Genomic DNA, 22,147 nt, shown 5'->3' on the forward strand with positions numbered 1-22,147 from the left:
ATATTAGGTGTATCATGAAAAATTTTTTCATTATTTTGATGTTAGGTTCAACTGCCTTATTGGGGAGTGTAACAAGTTTTGCGAGTCCTCCATTTGATCGCGATGAAGATACGCGAGGCAAACATGGTCGCAATTTTGAACGTTCAGATAATGACAACCGGATGCGTGAACGCCGGATGCGTGAGGAACGTGGTGTAGAGCGCTTGAAACAACATCGCTGGCAAGCGGGATATGTCATGCCCCAACACTACCGTGGCAATGGCTATAAAATAGATTATAAAGAAAATAATCTACCGAAGCCGGGACGTAATCAACAATGGTACAAAATCAACAACGACTATATCTTAGTTAACTCAGATGATAATAGTATTGTCACTATTCGAGCATTCTAACTACACCACATAGTCCTATACGAGATGGATGGCTCACAAGATCGCACTCAAATTTCATTTGAGTGCTTTTTATTAAACTAAATCATGTGAGTTTGAGTTTTTTTGTTTAGAATCATCTCATATCTGTTGATTTGAGATCGGTATGCCAAGTAAGCCTGTAGAAAAATTGCATCACAGCACTCAACATTATGTACATTGGTTTCGCCATTCTGCACCTTATATTAATGCACACCGAGATAAAACGTTTGTTCTGATGTTCGGTGGTGAAGCCGTTCAGCATGAAAATTTTCAGCATATTATTCACGATATTGCCCTGCTGCATTCTTTAGGCATTCGCTTAATCCTCGTATACGGCGCACGTCCTCAGATTAATCAAAATCTACATCAACAACAGATTGAAACACCGTTTCATCAAAATCGTCGCATTACCACACGCGAATCTCTACGTGGTGTGATGAATGCCGTGGGTTCAATTCGCCTAGAAATTGAAGCTCTATTATCCATGGGTTTAGCCAACTCGCCGATGTACGGCGCACGCATTGATGTGGTTTCAGGCAATTTCGTGACTGCAAAACCTTATGGTATTCGTGAAGGAATCGACTTCCAACTCACGGGCGATGTACGTTCAATTGATACCGATGCAATTCAACGTCATTTAGATAATCATAATATTGTTTTATTAGGGCCAACTGGCTATTCGACCACGGGTGAAGTCTTTAATTTACTCGCTGAAGAAGTCGCAACCAAAACGGCAACTGCATTAAACGCCGATAAACTGATTTTCTTAGGTGAAAAACAAGGACTAATCAATGATCAACAACAACTGCTACGCGAGTTAAGTCCACGTCAACTTGAACCCTATATTCAACAATTCCAATCACAATATCCTGAGTTTGCCTTACACCTCAAACAAGCTCAACAGGCATCATTGTCTGGTGTACATCGCGTGCATCTGATTTCTTATGCCTATGATGGTGCATTGATTGAAGAACTATTTACGCGTGATGGGGTCGGTACACTAATCACAGATGCCCACTATGAGGAGGTACGAATCGCCAATATTCAAGATGTCGGTGGTTTGATTAACCTACTTCGCCCACTCGAACAAGAAGGAATTCTGGTCTATCGCTCACGCGAACTTCTTGAAAGCGAAATTGAGCAATTTGCGGTGATTGAACGTGACGGCATGATTTTGGCCTGTGCGGCACTCTACCCCATCCCTACGGCAGAAAATGAAATCCGTTCAGCAGAAATTGCCTGCGTTGCTGTGGATTCAAACTATCGAAAATCCAATCGTGGCAGCCAGATCTTGCAATTTCTAGAAACTAAAGCCAAACAACAAGGCATTCAACAACTGTTCGTGCTAACCACTCGCACGGCCCACTGGTTCTTGGAACAAGGCTTTATCGCGGCCAGTATCGATGATTTACCCAATGCTCGCCAAGCGCTCTATAACTATCAACGTAACTCCTTAGTCTTTAAAAAAGTTTTAGTTTGAGTTCATTTAGGTTGTAGATATTTTTATTTCTCATAAAGATATCTACAACACATCAATATTACTGATTGATCTAAAATAAAAAATAGTCGTTTTCTTGAAATACCAAAATTAATTAAATTAAAAACAATATCTTATAAGCTTTTCTGATGATCGCGTTTATACAAAGCATGGCTAAGCTTATGCAATCTTGTGTTTTGCACTTTTCCTTATAAATAAAGCCTAATTCGTTATTTTTTCTATCATAGAAAAAGTTTTAGCGTGGTTGCTCATCTTAATTCAATCTTTGATTTTTTGGGGAGCACAACCAACATGATCATTTCAAGCAAGCATTCATGGTCATATCTCATCATTGCAGCGAGCCTTGCCAGTTTGATGGGAATCACAGGTTGTGCAAAGAAACCTGAGCAGCAAGCAACAACACAACAAGAAACCACAACATTCAATATCGGCTTTCAAAAGTATGGCATTTTGCCGATCGTTAAAACCAAAGGTGAATTAGAAAAACGTCTTGCTGCTCAGGGAATCAAGGTGAAATGGATCGAATTCCCAGCGGGTCCCCAGCTTCTGGAAGGTTTGAATGTAGGAAGTGTGGTTTTTGGTGAAGCAGGCGAAGCGCCACCGATATTCGCACAAGCAGCGAATCCCAATTTGATTTATGTCGCCAACCAACCACCTGCTCCAACAGCTGAGGCATTAATCGTTCAAAAAGACTCACCTATACAATCGATACAAGACTTAAAAGGTAAACGAATCGCGCTTAATAAAGGCTCGAATGTGCATTACCTCCTCCTTAAACTACTTGAAGCTCACAATCTCAAGCTCAGTGATATTCAACCTGTTTATTTACCGCCTTCAGATGCACGTGCGGCCTTTGAAAAAGGCGTGGTCGACGCTTGGGTTATTTGGGACCCGTTCCTTGCTGCAGCCGAGCACCAAATCCAAGCCCGTGTAATCGCTAACGGCGAAGATCTGGTGAACAACCATCAATTTTATTTGGCAGATCGCCAATATGCGGAGAACAATCCAGCAGTTTTACAAACAGTGATTACCACACTGAATCAAACCACAGACTGGGTCAAAGCACATCCTGACGATGCAGCAAAATTACTCGAAAAGCCGACTGGTCTTGGGTTTGATGTGTTAAAGACCTCGATATCTCGTATGGGTTTTGGCGTTCAACCTATTTCAGAAAAGGTTGTGACAGAACAACAAGATGTGGCTAACGCGTTCTTCGCACAACAACTGATTCCAAAGCAACTTGTGATTCAAGATGCCGTATTAAAGAACAACATTCGATAATAGGGGATCATCATGACGTTATTAGCGAAAGTTTCTATTCTCGGCTTACTGATCTCTGCATTTTCAATCAGTGGCTGCCAAAAGACCGAATCTCAAAATACGGAAAAAGCGGCTTCAAGCAATCAACACACGGCGATCAAAACACTGACAATTGGCTTCCAGAAATCATCGCTCGCCTTATTGGTTGCAAAACAACAAAAACTCTTTGAACAAGAATTTCCCAAGACCAAAATTGAATGGCGTGAATTTCCAGCAGGCCCACAAATGTTAGAAGCGCTTGCAGTTGGTGCAGTTGACTTTGGCTATGTCGGGAATACGCCTCCCATTTTTGCACAAGCCGCAGCAAAACCGTTACGTTACATTGCCTATGAAGTCGTTCCAGCCACTGGTCAAGCGGTATTGGTTCATGCTAAGGATCAAATTGATACCCTTCAAGATTTGAAAGGCAAGCGTATCGCCGTACAAAAAGGTTCAAGTGCTCATGAGCTACTTGCAAAAACATTGCAAAAAGCAGGCTTATCATGGCATGACATTCAACCAATTTGGTTACCGCCTGCCGATGCTCGTGCAGCATTTGATAAACAAGCCGTAGATGCATGGGCGATTTGGGAACCCTACCTAGGTACTGCCGAGCTACAAGGTCATACCAAAACCTTGATCGATGGCTCAGCTTTTCCTACCACTTATTCCTTTTATATTAGCAATCCAAGCTTCATTCAAAAGCATCCAGAGTCTGCCCTCAAGTTAATAAAGACCATCAATCTTGCAGATCAGTGGATTGTGCAACACCAAGACCAAGCCTTACAGATCTATGTAAATAGTACTGGGTTAAGCACTCCTGTAGCACAACGTGTACTCGATAAAAGACCGAAACCCTCTCCTGTTCAACCACTGACTACTGAAGTAATTCAGCATCAGCAACAAATTGCCGATTTATTTAAACAAGAGCAATTGATTCCTGTGCACATTGATATCCAGCACAGTGTTTGGACAACTCAATAAAGATTGATTTTATAAGGAATATCAACATGAATATTTTCTGGTTTATCCCCACTCACGGTGACAGTCGTTATTTAGGTACCAGCAAGGGTGCACGTCAAGTTGATCATGCTTATATGAAACAGATTGCTGTAGCGGTGGATAATCTCGGCTATGCAGGTGTATTAATTCCAACGGGACGTTCTTGTGAAGACCCTTGGATCACAGCCGCCAGCTTAATTGATGCCACCAAACAACTTAAATTTTTGGTGGCACTGCGCCCAGGCATTACCACACCCGCATTGGCCGCACGAATGGCAGCAACCTTTGATCGCCTGTCTAATGGTCGTATTTTATTGAACCTAGTGACAGGTGGTGATGAACAAGAGCTTAAAGGTGATGGCCTGTATGAAGACCATAACACGCGTTATCAAACCGCATCCGAATATGTCAAAATCTGGCGTGAAATCTTGACCCGCTCACATACAGGTGAATCCTTAACTTTTCATGGTGAGCGGTTAAGTGTCGATGATGCCAAACTGCTCTACCCGCCCGTACAACGTCCTTATCCACCGTTATGGTTTGGCGGTTCATCAGAAGCTGCTACTGAGTTAGCGGCGGAACAGGTCGATACCTATTTAACTTGGGGTGAGCCTCCTGCTGCAGTAAAAGAGAAAATTGAATATCTCCGCGCCAAAGCTGCAGCTAAAGGTCGCACACTCACTTATGGCATTCGCTTACATGTGATTGTTCGCGAAACCAATGAACAGGCATGGGCAGCCGCTGATGAACTGATCCAATATTTAGATGATGACACGATTGCAGCAGCACAGAAAAAATTTGCGCAAATGGACTCTGTTGGTCAGCAACGAATGGCCGCTTTGCACGGCGGACGTAAAGATCAACTCGAAGTCTCGCCAAATTTATGGGCAGGTATTGGTTTGGTCCGTGGTGGTGCTGGTACAGCTTTAGTTGGTGACCCAGAAACTGTGGCTGCACGCATTCAAGAATATGCGGATTTAGGCATTGATACCTTTATCTTCTCTGGATATCCGCATCTAGAGGAATCCATTCGATTTGCCGAGTTAGTCTTTCCTTTACTTCCCTTACAGACACGACAAAAACTGGCACAACCGCATTTGACTGGTCCTTTTGGAGAAATCATTGCCAACAACTATGTACCTGAAGAAAAGCAATCCAGACTTCCAAGCAAGGAAAGCGCATGACCAAACAACTTTATTTGAGCAATGTTTCACGTGGAACAAAACATATCACTAAAGGTTTGCTCCCTTGGCTATTTCCAATTCTACTTTTGACCATTTGGCAAATTGCGTCAAGCTCAGGCATTTTACAAAATCGTGTTTTACCCGCTCCAAGCGCAGTGGTGAGTGCATTTTGGCAACTATTGGTCAGTGGTGAACTTTGGCAGCACGTCCAAGTCAGTGCTGGTCGTGCCTTACTCGGTTTATTGATTGGAGGTGGTTTAGGCCTCATTTTAGGCTTATTAAATGGTTCATCTCGCATCGCATCAACCTTACTTGATACCACCTTACAAATGATCCGCAATATCCCTGCACTTGCTCTGATTCCATTGGTGATTTTATGGTTCGGCATTGATGAAACCGCCAAACTGTTTTTGGTGGCTGTTGGGGTGTTTTTCCCGATGTATATCAACACCTATCACGGTATTCGTTCCGTTGATCCTCAACTGATTGAAATGGGTAAAAGTTACGGACTCAATCGCTGGCAACTCTATAAAGAGATTATTCTCCCCGGTGCCATGCCTTCGATTCTGGTGGGACTCCGTTTCTCCCTAGGCTTGGTATGGGTCTTACTCATCGTTGCAGAGACGATTTCAGCACAAGCAGGTATCGGCTATATGACCATGAATGCACGTGAGTTTTTGCAAACAGATATCGTTTTGGTCGGTATTTTACTTTACGCCTTACTCGGTAAATTAGCAGATGTCCTAGCACAAGCATTGGAACGTTATTTATTACGCTGGCATGCGGGTTATCAAAAATAAAAGGGGGACTAAAATGAGTAATTTAAACCTAAATTTTCATGACAATCATGAAATTCAAACACTTACTGAAGTAAAAACAGCACCCTCATCTGCCAATGGGGCAGAGATTCTGATCGAACAACTGTATAAATTCTATGCAGAGGTCAAGGTGCTTGAAGATTTAGACTTCCAGATCAAAGCCGGTGAATTTGTTGCAATCGTTGGTCGGAGTGGGTGTGGGAAAAGCACCTTATTGCGCCTTATCGCTCAATTAGAAAAACCCAGCTATGGTGAAATCAAATTTCAATCTGCTCGAAATTTTCGTGAAGGCATTAGCAATGCGGATATTCGAGTCATGTTCCAAGACCCAAGATTATTGCCATGGAAAAATGTTTTAGCAAATGTGCAACTTGGCTTATCCAAACATCAGCATACGCTGGCAAGTACGCTATTAGAAAAAGTTGGCTTAAAAGACAAAGCCTCACAATGGCCTGCACAACTTTCAGGTGGTCAACGTCAACGTGTTGCTTTAGCACGAGCATTGTCTCATTCTCCACGCATTTTGCTGCTAGATGAACCACTTGGAGCGTTGGATGCATTAACGCGTTTGGAAATGCAAAATCTGATTGAACAACTGTGGAAAGAACAAGGCTTTACCGCAGTTTTAGTCACCCATGATGTCAGTGAGGCCGTGCAATTGGCTGATCGAATTATTCTGCTCGATCAGGGTCATATTGCACAGGATTTCAAAGTTAATCTCCCCCGCCCTCGTAAAAAGAGCATTGCTTTTGCGCAACTCGAACAACAAGTCCTTGATGCGGTTTTAGCCAGCTAAAACCGTGTACCTCTTCAAAATTGCACTAAAATATCTCAAGCATCATGCAGATGCTGCCGCGATCATGATCGAATTATTAACAAAATATGTATTTTAGAGTTTAGATTCTAATAATTATCAAATAGATCCCTACCACTGATCGTAGAATCACAACTTTTTAAATAAAAAAACTGTGTTGTTGTGCACAAATCCGACAATTTATCTTACAATGTCAAAGACATTTTTTGAATCAAGCTCGCAGATGGAACAGAAAAAAAGTACACAAAAGCGCAATCAACTGCTGAATGCTGCCCTCGATGTTTTCTCTGTCTATGGGTTCAGTGGTGCTAGTCTCGATGAGATTGCTCAGCTTGCGAATATGCATAAGTCGAATATTTTCTATTATTATGAAAATAAAGAATCCCTCTATGTGGAAGTCTTGACCACCGTATTACAAAAGTGGCTTGCTCCCTTACAAACTTTAGAGTCAGAGCTTGAACCAACAGAAGCACTGACCCACTATCTGATTCAAAAACTTGAAAGCTCGCGTGACCAGCCTAAGGCTTCTCGTTTATTTGCACTGGAAATTATTCAAGGTGCGCCACATATTTTGCCCATCTTAAAAGGCCCTTTGAAAAAGCTATTTAAGCGTAAAACCAAAGTGATTCAAACGTGGCAAGAACAAGGCAAATTGTCTCAAGATATTGATCCAGAATTATTGATTATCAATATTTGGGCAATTACTCAGAACTATGCTGATTTTGCAACGCAAATGGAGATGGTGACGGGTAAAACATTACGTAACCGCAGTATGTACCAACGCACTATTGAACACACCGTACATTTGATGCTGTATGGCGTAATTCCTCGTTAAGTTTTCTTCACGAGCCTTATTTTAGTGATTAAAATACACGAAAAAAGCGACTTCAATAGTCGCTTTTTCTTGCCAAAAGGTTAAGACGATTGTTCAACTGAACTAATCAAAATGTGGAATATGAATAGTCACGAAAAAGCCGTTCAAGTGTGCTGAACCTTAGAACGGCTTACGTTGAGATAAAAGGAAAAGTTAAAAAATTACGCATCAGGCGTATTATGTTAATTTTAGACAATCTTAAAATTATCTAATTCAGTCCAGTCAAAATAACTCATAAATAGAATTTATAGTTAAATTTCAGAATCTGAAAAAATCAATTTCTCTTTAATAAGTTTTCCATCAATCATTTTCATTTGATAAAGATCAATTACATAGTCATTTTCTGAAAGTGTTTTTTCTATATTTTCTATATCTTCTGAGGCAGTTCTAGCTCCAAAAATTATAGATTTAATAGATTCCTTTGGAATATTTACATCAGTAAACAAACTTTCCGATTGATATTTAATATCTATCTTTTTTTCTTTAGTTTGAGTATCTAATGTCGTTTTTATTTCACCAAAACTTTCACTAAACAGAAGTCGATATTCTTCTTCATAACTCCAATTTGTACGCTTCGAAAATATGACATCTTTTATCATTAAATCTCGTACTTCTTTTGTCTCTCCGTATAAAAGCATATCTATTGGATTAGATAGTGGCTCTAGGTTTTCATGGTATCTGACATGATTTTGTCTTAATAACCGTGGTTCCTCAACATACAATTGCTCTAACTCAATAACACAACCATTATGTTGATCAGCATAATGTGCCCACATTAAGTTGTTATCATATCTTCCAGTAACGCAAAGAATGCGAAAACATCGAATCAAAGCTTTGTTTATGTAGTCTCTATAATCTGAATCAAAATTAGTTGACATGCTTAACATAGATTCAGCTATTCCCTTAACATCAAAAGTGCCACTTTGCATTGATAACTGCATCACTCTAATTGTTAGCTGAGTTACATCACTAAATTTGGTCGTATCATACTGTGATTGACCTTTTGCACATTGAGTTAAGATTTCTATATATTCTTCAAAAGCACTTAAATATTGATCTTTAGTAAATGGTGTATATTGACATTCTTCTAAATCATTAAACAAAACTGGACTAGACCAACGTAATGATTTATTTTTGAGTACTATGTTTGCAGTTGAAATACTAGTGTATTTATAAAAAGACATGGAAATTTATTTCTTAAAAAAAGTGTATTAAATCTAATTTAAAAAATAGAAAAATCAATAAATTAAAAACATTTTTTATACAATATTTAAAAAACTAAGGATTTAGATCATATCCCCATTTAACATAATGGCGCTTATGCGTAACCAGCTTGCAAGCTAAAGTAACTTTTAAATTTCAACAATCTACCGATACGCAAAAGCCCACTCATACAAACTACAAGGCTAGACCGTTGCCTTTAAAAATAATCTTGATACAGCGCCAATAATTTTTGTGCACCAAGTAATAAATTCTCTTCCCAATCAAGATGTGCCGTATCATTGGCACCATCCGTTATGTATTTGACTGAGATCAACCGCACACCCAGTTTTTGACAAACTTTGGCTAAAGCATACGCTTCCATATCCACCAAATTACAGCTGACCTTTGGTAAACCTGTTTCAAAAGAATCACCTGTACCACAAATGCCTTTGGGTAAGTGTTCAAAGTGTGGTTGAGTATAAATCTCTGCGGGGATGTCATCATCCATTGGAGTTACGCCTACAGCAAAACCCAAAGGTGATACATCCATATCACGTTGCACAAATGTCGTCACTTCTACCAAGCTATGTGCATCAAAATGCGAACTACCCGCACTACCTAAATTAATCAGCGTCTTGCAGCCTGTTTTCTGAATCACTTCAAAGGCTTTGAATGCCGCATTTACTTTGCCGATTCCACTGTAATGAACGTCAATACCAGCTTGCTCAAACAAACCTTTAGATTCATTCGGCAACGCCATAATCAGGGCAATATCAGCATTCATAAAAGACTCGTTTAAATAAAAATAGAGACAAAAAAGGTGTGCTAAAGCACACCTCGATATTATCGCATCTTCTGTTGCAACGCAGCCAAACAAGGCGAGAAAAACAGTTGACCGCTATACGCACCAGCTACAGTTTTTTTCATTACCAAAGCCCACAGCCCTATTAGCAATAAACTTAGAACCACAGCGATAGATTGTAAAAAAGCAACTTGCAGCTGATGCGCTAAGTTAAAGATCGCTAAAATAAATACACCGAATGGGAAAGTCAGTCCCCACCAACCCAAATTAAATGGAATCCCAGTACGAATATGGCGCAATGTGGTCAAAATCGCGATTCCAAACCACCATAGTCCAAAGCCCAATAATACCAAACTCGCCACAATGCCTAATGCAGGCAGTAAGTTTGCTAAATTTTCAAAGCCCATCGCCTGCATGATACGTGGTGCTTGTTCCCCCAATAATAATAACGCCAAAGCCCCTGTGCCAATTGGTCCTAAACAAAGCCAGCTAGAAATTGCCACCTCTTTCTCAGGCAGTTGATGTAAAGCCAAACGTAGCATTAAGATGGTCAGAATTGCAAAAGCCGGCAATACAGAAATCCCCCATAGCACATAGCCTGTGACTAAAATATTGAATGCGTGCTGATCGGCAGTTAAATGTTGTAGTAATACTCCCGCTGAACTCGCAGCCACCTCACAAGCCACTATCGGTAATAACCATACTGCGGTCATCCGTTGTAATAAATGATCTTGGCAGCTAAACATACAAAATGGCACGATCCATGCGATCATCACAGCGAGAAATACATCGAAATACCAAAGATACTCCGCAATTTGCACCGCAATATCACCATATAAATGCGTTCCAAAGCTGAGAAAACCATTGATTATCGTCGCCAGCCCCATCGGAATAGCTCCTAAAAACAGGCTCATATTAGGATGACTAAAAATCTGTTTTGCTTCCGTTGGAAATAAAATCCAGCGCAACATATAAAGCACACTAAAACTTATAAAGAGCAAAATATTCAATTGCCATAATTGTGTCGCCAACTTGAATAATAGAGCAGAAGCAAAAGGTAACTGTGCTAAAATCATTGCCACAACACCAGTTCCCATAGTGGCTGTAAACCAGTTTGGGGTAAAATGGCGAATGACATCTCGACTTTGTTCTAGCTGATAAAATGGCTTTTTCATCTCTATCTCAATATTCAGCAACATGGATTGATTTTAGTTCAGCCTTTAAATAAGAAAAATTGATTTATTTTTATTTAATCAATCAAATTTACTTATATAAAAATACTTAAATATTGAAATTTCTCTGTGTAAAAACACAACAACAAGACGAAACGCTGAGAATATGGCAATATATAGCCTTTGTAAAAATCACTGTATTTAACGCCCATGAAGTTGCTTCGTCTCAACGCATTATCGCCAAATTTTCAGTTACCTCCGACTGCGGTAACGATTGGCAATTTTGATGGTGTCCATCTTGGTCATCAAGCGATGATTGCCCAGCTGAAATCGTTAGCATCTGCTCAAGGCTTAAAAACTTTAGTGATGATTTTTGAGCCACAACCGCTTGAATTTTTTAAAGGTTATGATGCCCCACCCCGCATTAGCTCCTTACGAGAAAAAGTAGAATATTTAACTGAACTAGGTGTGGATTACATTGCGGTAGCAAAGTTTGATCAATACTTTAGAAGCCTGAATGCGACTGAATTTGCGGATTTACTCAAATTTAAGCTCAATGCCCAAACCCTTGTTTTGGGAGATGACTTTCATTTTGGCAAAGACCGCCAAGGAAACAGTGAATTCTTAAGAGATTATGGTTTTAATGTCACCAATTTAGATACGATTGCACTGAATGATGAACGTGTCAGTTCAACCCGTATTCGTCAGGTTCTACAAGAAGGTGATCTGGCATTAGCAGCTAAACTGCTGGGTCGTCCTTACAGCATCACGGGTCGTGTGCAATATGGCGATCAAATCGGACGTACACTGGATTTTCCAACAATTAATGTTCGTTTAAATCGTCATAAGCCTTGCCTAAGTGGCATCTATGCAGTCGATGTGGTGTGTGAAAATGCCTCACTAACAGCAAAAGTCAAACATACAAACCCTGCCCTGAACGGCATTGCAGGGTATCAAAGTGATAGCTTATTCGGTGCTGGCCATGTGGGGACTCGTCCTGCGATCGAACAAGTTCAGCCTGAGTGGCGATTAGAAGTACATTTCCCTGATGTTTCTGCTAATCTGTATGGCTTATTAATGCGGGTAACCTTTCTTCACTATTTGCATGGTGAACTGAATTACCCTTCGCTTGAAGCACTCAAAGCTGGAATAGATGATGATGTGCAAAAATTACGAGACTATCGTAATCGTACTTCAGAATTTCCTTTTTAAATTTAATTTTCATTTGTAATACATGTCAGTTTATACACTGATCAAACTGGAAGAAAACTTGCATGAGCGATAAGCAAACTCCTGAAAATGCAGTGGATTATAAAGCCACACTCAATTTACCTCATACTGAATTTGCGATGAAAGCAAATTTGGCTGTGCGTGAAGCCAAATGGTTAGAAGAGTGGTATGCCGACAACATTTATCAGCAGATTCGCGCATCGCGTATTGGCAAGAAGAAATACGTGCTACATGACGGTCCTCCCTATGCCAATGGTCAAATCCATTTAGGTCATGCGGTTAATAAAGTCCTCAAGGACATTATTATTAAAAGCCGTGTATTGGATGGCTTCGATGCACCTTATGTACCAGGTTGGGACTGTCATGGTCTGCCAATCGAACTTAAAGTGGAAGAAAAAGTCGGTAAGGTTGGCGTGAAAGTAGACGCATCAACGTTCCGTAAAGCCTGCCGTGAATACGCTTACACACAAGTTGAATTACAAAAGAAAGACTTCGTGCGTATGGGTGTGTTTGGTGACTGGGACAATCCGTATCTGACCATGAACTTTAAACAAGAAGCGGACATCGTTCGCTCGCTTGGTGCGATTGCTAAAGCTGGTCATATTGAACCGGGCTTAAAACCTGTGAACTGGTGTTTGGACTGTGGTTCTGCACTGGCTGAAGCCGAAGTTGAATACGAAGATAAAAAATCAGATGCAATTGACGTTGGCTTCACCGTTGTTGATCTCAAAGATTTAAGCGCACGCCTAAGTGTTGATGTTCAAGATGTAACGGATATCGTGATCTGGACGACCACGCCATGGACACTACCTGCCAACCAAGCAGTTGCGGTACATGCCGACATTGACTACCAACTTGTTCAAATTCAGAACGATCGTGGTGCGCAAAACTTCATTCTTGCTAAAGATTTAGTTGAATCTGCGATCGAGCGTTACAAGCTCGAAAATCCAGTCGTACTGGCTGATTTTAAAGGCGCTGTCATCGAAAACCTATTATTACAACATCCGTTGATTACAGATCGCCAAGTCCCTGTGATCGTCGGTGAACATGTCATCGCAACCAGTGGTACAGGTGCCGTACATACCGCACCGGGCCATGGTGTGGACGACTATAAGGTTGGCCTACAGTACAACCTAAAAGTGGATAATCCAGTTGGTGGCAATGGTGTATATTTACCAACAGCACCGATTTTTGCTGGTGAACACATCTATAAAGCTAACCCAAAAATTATCGAAGCATTGGGAGCAACAGGTCGTTTGTGGGCGCATCAACCGATCAAACACAGCTACCCACATTGCTGGCGTCATAAAACGCCAATCATCTTCCGTGCGACACCGCAATGGTTTATCAGCATGGATGCCAAAGGCTTGCGTCAAACTGCATTAAATGCGATTGAAAATGACATCGAATTTGTTCCAGATTGGGGTAAAAACCGTATCCAATCGATGATTGAAGGTCGTCCAGATTGGTGTATTTCTCGTCAACGTACTTGGGGCGTGCCAATTCCGTTCTTTGTACACAAAGATACCAATGCGTTACACCCACGTACACCTGAATTGATCGAAGAAGTTGCCCAACTGATTGAGCAAGAAGGGATTGATGCTTGGTATAACCGTGATGCCAGCGACTTCATTGGTGCTGATGCCGAACATTACAATGCTGTTCGCGATACCTTAGACGTTTGGTTCGACTCAGGAACCACACACTACGCAGTATTGCGTGAACGTGAAGAGTTGCAAGACCCTGCTGATCTATACCTTGAGGGTTCAGACCAACACCGTGGCTGGTTCCAATCGTCTTTGTTAACTTCAATTGCAATCAATGAACGTGCACCTTATAAAGGCTTACTCACACACGGCTTCGTCGTAGATGAGAAAGGTCGTAAAATGTCTAAATCATTAGGCAACATCATCACGCCACAAGATATCATCAAAGATATGGGTGCAGATGGCTTACGCTTCTGGATCGCTTCGGCTGACTATCGCTATGAAATGACCGCAGGTAAAGAGATCTTTAGCCGTGCCTCTGATGGTTATCGTCGTATCCGTAATACCCTACGTTTCTTATTGGCGAATTTAAATGGTTTTAAACCATCAACCGATGCATTACCTGTAGATGAACTGATTGCATTGGATCAGTACATTTTACAACGTGCGGCTGAAGTACAAAAAACCATTCAGCAAGCCTATGAAGAGATGAACTTCCACATTGTCACTAACGCATTGACCAATTTCTGTATCAATGACTTAGGTGGTTTCTATCTCGACATCATCAAAGATCGTCAATACACAACAAAAGCGGACTCACAAGCACGTCGTTCAGCACAAACTGCGCTGTATCATTTGGTACAAGCTTTCGTTCGTTGGATGTCACCAATTCTAAGCTTTACCGCTCAAGAAGCTTGGCCATTGATTCCTGAACAAACAGATAAATATGTATTTACGGCTGAATGGTACGATATCCCAACTGCATCAACAGCAAACTTGCTTTCTGAAGCAGATTGGCAAACATTGATTAGCGTAAAATCAGCAGTAAATAAACAGATCGAAGCAGCACGTAACGCTAAACTGATCGGCAGTAACTTATCTGCCAAAGTTGAACTTTGGGCGGATGAAGCTTTACAAAAACTGCTAAACCAACTGGCTGACGAATTACGTTTTGTCTTGATTACCTCTCAAGTCATCGTCCACCCTTATGCAGAACAAGGCGAAAGCACTGACCTTGAAGGTTTACGTGTGAAGGTCTCAGCTGCGGATGGTGAAAAATGTGTACGTTGCTGGCATGTATTACCAGACGTAAATACACATGAAGGTCATGCGGGTTTATGCGCGCGTTGTATTGTCAACGTCACTGGCAGTGGCGAAGTGAGAAAGTATGCCTAATTCACAAGCAAAACAAGGCTTGTTCCAATTCTATCCTCATAACTTGCTGTGGCTTGGACTTTCAGTCCTTGCCATTGTGTTGGATCAATGGACAAAATGGATCGCAAGCTCACATTTAAACTATGCAGATCCTGTACCCGTATTGCCTTTTCTCAATTGGACCTTGTTGCATAATTACGGTGCCGCATTTAGCTTTTTATCTGATGCAGGCGGATGGCAACGCTACTTCTTCACCTCACTTGCAGCAATTGTTTCGATCATTTTTGTATTTTGGCTCATGCGTATGCCTAAGAAAATGATTATTTTACCTATGGCGATTGCTTTGATTTTAGGCGGTGCAGTTGGTAATTTGATTGATCGCGTCAGTCTGGGTTATGTTGTCGATTTTATCCATGTCTATTATCAGAATAGTCATTTCCCTGCCTTCAACCTCGCAGACAGTGCCATTACCTTAGGTACGATTTTGCTTCTCATTGACACCTTCTTCTTAGAGAAGAAACGTAACCAAAAGGCGGATGTATAATGACTGACATTATCGAACCAAACGAAGAAATCCGTATTCAAGACGGCTCAAAAGTTGATTTGCATTTTTCAGTATCGATTGAAAATGGTGTTGAAATCGACAATACCCGTGGTCGTGAAGAACCTGTCACTTTAGTGATTGGTGATGGAAATTTACTTCCGGGTTTTGAAAAGGCTTTATTTGGTTTACGTGCAGGTGATCGCCGTACCGTACATTTGCCACCAGAAGATGCTTTTGGTCCTTGGAACCCTGAAAATGTTCAAAGTTTTGATACGGTGAAATTTGAGCAACGTCCTATCGTTGGTCACATGATTGAATTTGAAGATAAGGCCAAAGCAACTTTGTTTGGCATCGTTAAATCAGTCAATGAGGACATTACTGAAATCGACTTTAATCATCCATTGGCAGGTAAGAATATCACCTTTGAAGTGGAAATTTTCAAAGTTACCCCTGCGGGTCAGCAAGGCATTAAACTGATGTAACATAAAAGCTCTCAAATGAGAGCTTTTTTTATCCCCAAATAAAAGTATAAGATCATATTCAACAACTCATTTTCAAAACTTCAATTCAAACAATATAGGATTAAAAATGCTCATTTATATTATTGTCGGTAGTGTACGCGAAGGAAGAACTGCAATTAAAGTCGCAAACTGGGTACAGCAAGCAACTTCTGAACTCGCGTTAAATAATATTCAAACAGAAATCGTAGACTTAAAAGAATGGGATCTGCCTATTTTTGCGGGCGCTCATCCGCCAGCTTCAGGCATCTATGATCAGCCAAAGCAACAAGCATGGGCGGATAAAATTGCAACTGCTGATGCTTTTATCTTGATTAGTCCTGAATACAATCATGGTTATAGCCCAGCACTGAAGAATGCATTGGATTACTTAGGTAAGGAATGGCAAGGTAAACCTGCTGCTTACATCGGTTATGGCTCAACCAATGGCTCTCGTTCGATTGACCAGATCCGTCAGGTGGGTACACAACTTGGCTTGATTGATTCTAATGCGACCTTAGAAATTCGGGATATCTTCAAACGCAATAAAGAACAAACCTTTGAAGCAAATGAATTTGAGGTGAAGGGTTTGAAAGCAATGCTTGAGAAATTACAGAAATATCATTCAGCTTAGCTGTAAGCCTGAACGTACATGGATCGGGGTCATTGACGAATATACAACGCCTCTGATTCACCTTAATATACAAATCATACAGAGACAGGAAGTCTCATTGAAAATAACAAGACCCACAGGAAGTGGTTGTTTATAGGAAATAAACGACAATAAACTAAATACGAAGAAGCCCCGTCAGGATGATGGGGCTTTTTTTATTAGGTATTTTTTCTACCTAATAAAGTGTCGCGTTTAATCCAAAAGCCTTTGCGAGGCATCGATGTCAAATTGCACACAGACATGTAATGCTGGTTCTCAACGCTTACGTTCCAAAGGATTCTCTCGGGATGTCTGCTGCCCCAGCTGTTGGGCGAGCCCGATAAGAATTTGTTCGGGACCCCGGATGTAGCAAAGCCGGTAGATGTCTTCGTAATCGACAACTTCATCAACCACTGTTGCACCGAGTTTGCTAAGCCGAGCAAGGGTATCGTCGATGTTCTCTACAGTGAACATGACACGCAGGTATCCCAACGAGTTCACAGGCGCTGTACGATGATCGGACTCGATGGCGGGAGTGTCGAAGCGCGAAAGCTCGATGCGGCTGTGGCCGTCGGGGGTGCACATCATGGCGATCTCGACGCACTGATCGCGCACTCCAGTGACGCGACCAGCCCATTCCCCTTCGATGAGCATGCGACCTTCGAGGGTAAGACCGAGTTCGGTGAAGAACTCAATGGCGGCATCGATATCTTCCACTACGATACCGACATTGTCCATACGCTTAACTGTCATGATATATCCTTGGCGTCCGTTTAACGTTTGAGCGAAGTGAACGGTTTGAACCAATGTTATACGTTTCACATGAACTCTCCTTGTTGGCGTGTATTAAAAATCCAAACCGTGCCGAGTTGCTCTGCACACTGAATCAAAAAAGAAAGTCATTGAAGTAATTCATTTTTGGATCTCTTGTACCTAATATTTCAAAGCGGCACATAGATTTTGTGATTTCTTCATGGTCTAACATCGCGAACCTAGAACATTCTTTAGATTCAAGTGCGACCTGTGGTTGAAAATTTCTATTGATTGAAAACTGAATTCCTTCGAATGCAACTACAATGGTCTGGCCGTTTACTTTTAGATCGGGTTTCTCACTAGTGGAATTCGCAAAAAATGCTTGAACTTCTTGAGCTATCTTTCTATCGAAGTGTTATTGGTTTGGCGAAAAGTTATGAATGCTTCGTACATAAACGGCCTACGTATAACTACAGTTATACTGCATATTTGCCGCATAACCAAAATGAATTTACAACATAACTATTTTATTCTCGTTATATACAAAATACCAAAAAGAGAAAAACATACTTGCCAAGTTATAATAGTTCAAAATAAGCACCATACACAACCATCAAAAATATTAGAGAAAGTCGCCTATACAGCACGATATGAACATTTAAGCCTATTAACAGAACGCCTATATCCAATGGATTAAACGCTGTATCCTTTATATATCAAATAGGTCAGCACTTAAACTGTAATGGTGTTTATCTTCCTAGTACTTTACAGAAAAAATATCCAACTTATGCAACACAATTGTCATGGTTTTGGTTATTTATTGCAGCAAAAGAAGCGACTAATCCATCCTTACGCCACAGCTTCGCTACGCATTTGCTACAAAAGTAGAGGTAAGACACCTCACCATACAATCCCTACTTGGTTATAGCAGCATACAAACCACTATGATTTACACTCATGTATCAAGGCTAACCAACTCGACACAATTAGCCCATTAAATTTAAATATTTAACGTGCAATAAAAAACACCCCTAACCTGACGGTTAGGGGTGTTTGAATTTAAAAGCTGGCGATGACTTACTCTCACATGGCAAGTGCCACACTACCATCAGCGCGAAGAGGTTTCACTTCTGAGTTCGGGAAGGGATCAGGTGGTTCACTCTTGCTATTGTCGCCAGCAAACTGTTTTGGCTTTGGGTGGTCTTACTTTTGAACTTATTAAGTTCATGCCACTTAGTACCGAAAGAGTTATTAACGGATTAGTTAATTGGGTCTGTATTGTAACTAGTTTTGACACTAAATCAAGTTATGTATTGAATTTATCTTGAATACAACAACTGTTTGGGTGTTGTATAGTCAAGCCTCACGAGCAATTAGTATTGGTCAGCTTCACACGTCACCGTGCTTCCACACCCAACCTATCAACGTCCTAGTCTCGAACGGCTCTTTAGAGGAATAAATTCCTAGGGAAATCTTATCTTGAGGTAGGCTTCCCGCTTAGATGCTTTCAGCGGTTATCCCTTCCGAACATAGCTACCCGGCGATGCGACTGGCGTCACAACCGGTACACCAGAGGTTCGTCCACTCTGGTCCTCTCGTACTAGGAGCAGATCCTCTCAAATTTCCAGCGCCCACGGTAGATAGGGACCGAACTGTCTCACGACGTTCTAAACCCAGCTCGCGTACCTCTTTAAATGGCGAACAGCCATACCCTTGGGACCTGCTTCAGCCCCAGGATGAGATGAGCCGACATCGAGGTGCCAAACACCGCCGTCGATATGAACTCTTGGGCGGTATCAGCCTGTTATCCCCAGAGTACCTTTTATCCGTTGAGCGATGGCCCTTCCATACAGAACCACCGGATCACTAAGACCTACTTTCGTACCTGCTCGACTTGTGGGTCTCGCAGTTAAGCGCGCTTTTGCCTTTATACTCTACGCGTGATTTCCGACCACGCTGAGCGCACCTTCGTACTCCTCCGTTACTCTTTAGGAGGAGACCGCCCCAGTCAAACTACCCACCAGACATGGTCCTCGTCCCGGATAACGGGACAGAGTTAGAACCTCAACATTACCAGGGTGGTATTTCAAGGACGGCTCCATTGGAACTAGCGTTCCAACTTCAAAGCCTCCCACCTATCCTACACAAGTAAGGTCAAAGTTCAATGTCAAGCTGCAGTAAAGGTTCACGGGGTCTTTCCGTCTAGCCGCGGGTACACTGCATCTTCACAGCGATTTCGATTTCACTGAGCCTCTGCTGGAGACAGCGCCGCCATCATTATGCCATTCGTGCAGGTCGGAACTTACCCGACAAGGAATTTCGCTACCTTAGGACCGTTATAGTTACGGCCGCCGTTTACTGGGGCTTCGATCAAGAGCTTCGCTTACGCTAACCCCATCAATTAACCTTCCAGCACCGGGCAGGCATCACACCCTATACGTCCACTTTCGTGTTTGCAGAGTGCTATGTTTTTAATAAACAGTTGCAGCGGCCTGGTTTCTGTGGCTGCCAATAGCTCAGGGAGCAAGTCCCATCACCGTCAGCAGCGTACCTTCTCCCGAAGTTACGGTACCATTTTGCCTAGTTCCTTCAGCAGAGTTCTCTCAAGCGCTTTGGTCTACTCGACCTGACCACCTGTGTCGGTTTCGGGTACGATTCCTGTGTAACTGAAGCTTAGAGACTTTTCCTGGAAGCATGGTATCAGCCACTTCACTGTACAAGTACAGCTTGCTATCGACTCTCAGCATAGAGCACCCCGGATTTGCCTAAGATGCATGCCTACTGTCTTCCACCTGGACAACCAACGCCAGGCTGACTTAACCTTCTCCGTCCTCTCATCGCATTACACAGAAGTATTGGAATATTAACCAATTTCCCATCGACTACGCCTCTCGGCCTCGCCTTAGGGGTCGACTCACCCAGCCCCGATTAACGTTGGACTGGAACCCTTGGTCTTTCAGCGAACGGGTTTTTCACCCGTTTTGTCGTTACTCACGTCAGCATTCGCACTTCTGATACCTCCAGCATACTTCTCAATACACCTTCATCGGCTTACAGAACGCTCCCCTACCACTTGACTAATGTCAAATCCGCAGCTTCGGCACATAGTTTTAGCCCCGTTACATCTTCCGCGCAGGCCGACTCGACTAGTGAGCTATTACGCTTTCTTTAAAGGGTGGCTGCTTCTAAGCCAACCTCCTAGCTGTCTATGCCTTCCCACATCGTTTCCCACTTAACTATGATTTTGGGGCCTTAGCTGGCGGTCTGGATTGTTTTCCTCTTGACTACGGACGTTAGCACCCGCAGTCTGTCTCCCGGATAGTACTCATTGGTATTCGGAGTTTGCATCGGTTTGGTAAGTCGGGATGACCCCCTAGCCGAAACAGTGCTCTACCCCCAATGGTATTCGTCCGAGGCGCTACCTAAATAGCTTTCGGGGAGAACCAGCTATCACCAGGCTTGATTAGCCTTTCACCCCTATCCACAAGTCATCCCCTGGCTTTTCAACGACAGTGGGTTCGGTCCTCCAGTTAGTGTTACCCAACCTTCAACCTGCTCATGGATAGATCGCCTGGTTTCGGGTCTATACCCAGCAACTATACGCCCTATTAAGACTCGATTTCTCTACGGCTCCCCTATTCGGTTAACCTCGCTACTGAATATAAGTCGCTGACCCATTATACAAAAGGTACGCAGTCACACCACGAAGGTGCTCCCACTGCTTGTATGCATGCGGTTTCAGGATCTATTTCACTCCCCTCACAGGGGTTCTTTTCGCCTTTCCCTCACGGTACTGGTTCACTATCGGTCAGTCAGGAGTATTTAGCCTTGGAGGATGGTCCCCCCATATTCAGACAAGGTTTCACGTGCCTCGCCCTACTCGTCATCATTGTGTGTGCCCTTTCGTGTACGGGAATATCACCCTCTACGTTCGCACTTCCCAGAGCGTTCCACTAGAACACACACAACTTAATGGGCTGATCCCCGTTCGCTCGCCGCTACTAAGGGAATCTCAATTGATTTCTTTTCCTAAGGGTACTGAGATGTTTCACTTCCCCTCGTTCGCTTCAATAACCTATGTATTCAGTTATTGATACCCGCCTTATAGCGGGTGGGTTCCCCCATTCAGATATCTCCGGATCAAAGGATATTTGCCGCCTCCCCGGAGCTTTTCGCAGGCTATCACGTCTTTCATCGCCTCTGACTGCCAAGGCATCCACCACATGCACTTAATTACTTGACTATACAACCCCAAACAGTCGCTAACCCTTACAAGTAAGGTTAGGACAGATTGCTATGTTTGTTTTTCAACTCACATCGCTCTCATCCAGTTTGTTGCCTCGTGCACTTAAGCACCGTACAGCTTCAATCTAAATTCATATACCAAAACGCTTGATTCAGTGTTTTTGCTAGTTCTCAATTTCATTCTTTCGAATGAATTGAGTGAACAATTTATTTCAGACTCAATTCTACTAATCTGTTAATGATTAACTACAGCCTCGTCAGCTTGCAGTAAACTGTGATAAATCACAGA

At 42.2% G+C, this 22,147-nt stretch carries 17 protein-coding genes and 2 rRNA genes; 13 read left to right on the forward strand and 6 right to left on the reverse strand.

Features of this window, described 5'->3' with window-relative positions:
• The first annotated feature begins 14 nt into the window (after positions 1 to 14).
• From F927_RS13540 to F927_RS13575, 8 genes are all read left to right on the forward strand, one after another.
• The gene (locus F927_RS13540; RefSeq protein WP_004637377.1) at positions 15 to 392 is read left to right on the forward strand and encodes an RcnB family protein; all 378 of its coding nucleotides are present in this window, start codon (positions 15 to 17) and stop codon (positions 390 to 392) included.
• 142 nt (positions 393 to 534) lie between these two features.
• The gene (gene argA / locus F927_RS13545) at positions 535 to 1,890 is read left to right on the forward strand and encodes an amino-acid N-acetyltransferase (protein ID WP_005085872.1); all 1,356 of its coding nucleotides are present in this window, start codon (positions 535 to 537) and stop codon (positions 1,888 to 1,890) included.
• Positions 1,891 to 2,199: 309 nt separating this feature from the next.
• A complete protein-coding gene (locus F927_RS13550) occupies positions 2,200 to 3,189 on the forward strand; it encodes a sulfonate ABC transporter substrate-binding protein (RefSeq protein ID WP_005085875.1) in 990 nt (329 codons plus the stop codon).
• A 12-nt stretch (positions 3,190 to 3,201) separates the two neighbouring features.
• A complete protein-coding gene (locus F927_RS13555) occupies positions 3,202 to 4,191 on the forward strand; it encodes an aliphatic sulfonate ABC transporter substrate-binding protein (protein ID WP_005085877.1) in 990 nt (329 codons plus the stop codon).
• 26 nt (positions 4,192 to 4,217) lie between these two features.
• Complete coding sequence (gene ssuD / locus F927_RS13560; RefSeq protein WP_005085878.1) at positions 4,218 to 5,393, forward strand: FMNH2-dependent alkanesulfonate monooxygenase; 1,176 nt, start codon at positions 4,218 to 4,220, stop codon at positions 5,391 to 5,393.
• On the forward strand, positions 5,390 to 6,193 hold the full coding sequence (ssuC, locus tag F927_RS13565) for an aliphatic sulfonate ABC transporter permease SsuC (RefSeq protein WP_004637372.1): 804 nt from the start codon (positions 5,390 to 5,392) through the stop codon (positions 6,191 to 6,193). The genes ssuD and ssuC overlap by 4 nt, the downstream gene beginning before the upstream one ends.
• A gap of 13 nt (positions 6,194 to 6,206) precedes the next feature.
• Positions 6,207 to 7,007 (forward strand): ATP-binding cassette domain-containing protein, encoded by an 801-nt coding sequence (locus F927_RS13570; protein WP_005085880.1) that lies wholly within the window; start codon positions 6,207 to 6,209, stop codon positions 7,005 to 7,007.
• A gap of 241 nt (positions 7,008 to 7,248) precedes the next feature.
• Positions 7,249 to 7,860: a TetR/AcrR family transcriptional regulator gene (locus F927_RS13575; protein ID WP_005085882.1), complete on the forward strand. Its 612-nt coding sequence runs from the start codon at positions 7,249 to 7,251 to the stop codon at positions 7,858 to 7,860.
• Between the two features lie 290 nt (positions 7,861 to 8,150).
• On the opposite strand, the gene F927_RS13580 is transcribed toward F927_RS13575, so the two are convergent.
• From F927_RS13580 to F927_RS13590, 3 genes are all read right to left on the reverse strand, one after another.
• The gene (locus F927_RS13580) at positions 8,151 to 9,083 is read right to left on the reverse strand and encodes a DUF2971 domain-containing protein (RefSeq protein WP_005085884.1); all 933 of its coding nucleotides are present in this window, start codon (positions 9,081 to 9,083) and stop codon (positions 8,151 to 8,153) included.
• 236 nt (positions 9,084 to 9,319) lie between these two features.
• Positions 9,320 to 9,886, reverse strand: coding sequence for a 5'-methylthioadenosine/S-adenosylhomocysteine nucleosidase family protein (locus F927_RS13585; RefSeq protein WP_005085886.1), 567 nt, complete (start codon positions 9,884 to 9,886; stop codon positions 9,320 to 9,322).
• A gap of 59 nt (positions 9,887 to 9,945) precedes the next feature.
• Positions 9,946 to 11,079 (reverse strand): TDT family transporter, encoded by a 1,134-nt coding sequence (locus tag F927_RS13590; RefSeq protein ID WP_005085889.1) that lies wholly within the window; start codon positions 11,077 to 11,079, stop codon positions 9,946 to 9,948.
• A gap of 207 nt (positions 11,080 to 11,286) precedes the next feature.
• Between F927_RS13590 and ribF the strand changes: the two genes are divergently transcribed.
• From ribF to F927_RS13615, 5 genes are all read left to right on the forward strand, one after another.
• Positions 11,287 to 12,288: a bifunctional riboflavin kinase/FAD synthetase gene (gene ribF / locus F927_RS13595; RefSeq protein WP_004637365.1), complete on the forward strand. Its 1,002-nt coding sequence runs from the start codon at positions 11,287 to 11,289 to the stop codon at positions 12,286 to 12,288.
• Positions 12,289 to 12,350: 62 nt separating this feature from the next.
• Positions 12,351 to 15,188 carry an isoleucine--tRNA ligase gene (gene ileS / locus F927_RS13600; RefSeq protein ID WP_005085891.1) on the forward strand — a complete coding sequence of 946 codons (2,838 nt, stop codon included), beginning with the start codon at positions 12,351 to 12,353 and terminating at the stop codon, positions 15,186 to 15,188.
• The gene (lspA, locus tag F927_RS13605) at positions 15,181 to 15,711 is read left to right on the forward strand and encodes a signal peptidase II (protein ID WP_004637362.1); all 531 of its coding nucleotides are present in this window, start codon (positions 15,181 to 15,183) and stop codon (positions 15,709 to 15,711) included. Before ileS ends, lspA begins: the two co-directional genes overlap by 8 nt.
• A complete protein-coding gene (locus F927_RS13610) occupies positions 15,711 to 16,193 on the forward strand; it encodes an FKBP-type peptidyl-prolyl cis-trans isomerase (RefSeq protein WP_004637361.1) in 483 nt (160 codons plus the stop codon). Before lspA ends, F927_RS13610 begins: the two co-directional genes overlap by 1 nt.
• A gap of 106 nt (positions 16,194 to 16,299) precedes the next feature.
• Entirely contained in the window at positions 16,300 to 16,842 is a 543-nt protein-coding gene (locus tag F927_RS13615) for an NADPH-dependent FMN reductase (protein WP_005085893.1), read from the forward strand.
• Between the two features lie 294 nt (positions 16,843 to 17,136).
• On the opposite strand, the gene F927_RS13620 is transcribed toward F927_RS13615, so the two are convergent.
• The 3 genes from F927_RS13620 to F927_RS13630 form a co-directional block, all read right to left on the reverse strand.
• A complete protein-coding gene (locus tag F927_RS13620; protein WP_026057300.1) occupies positions 17,137 to 17,613 on the reverse strand; it encodes a VOC family protein in 477 nt (158 codons plus the stop codon).
• A gap of 1,064 nt (positions 17,614 to 18,677) precedes the next feature.
• A 5S ribosomal RNA gene (rrf, locus tag F927_RS13625) occupies positions 18,678 to 18,792 on the reverse strand.
• 173 nt (positions 18,793 to 18,965) lie between these two features.
• Positions 18,966 to 21,856, reverse strand: a 23S ribosomal RNA gene (locus F927_RS13630).
• Positions 21,857 to 22,147 lie beyond the last annotated feature (291 nt).

Source organism: Acinetobacter haemolyticus CIP 64.3 = MTCC 9819, assembly GCF_000369065.1.
Taxonomy (GTDB): Bacteria; Pseudomonadota; Gammaproteobacteria; order Pseudomonadales; family Moraxellaceae; genus Acinetobacter; species Acinetobacter haemolyticus.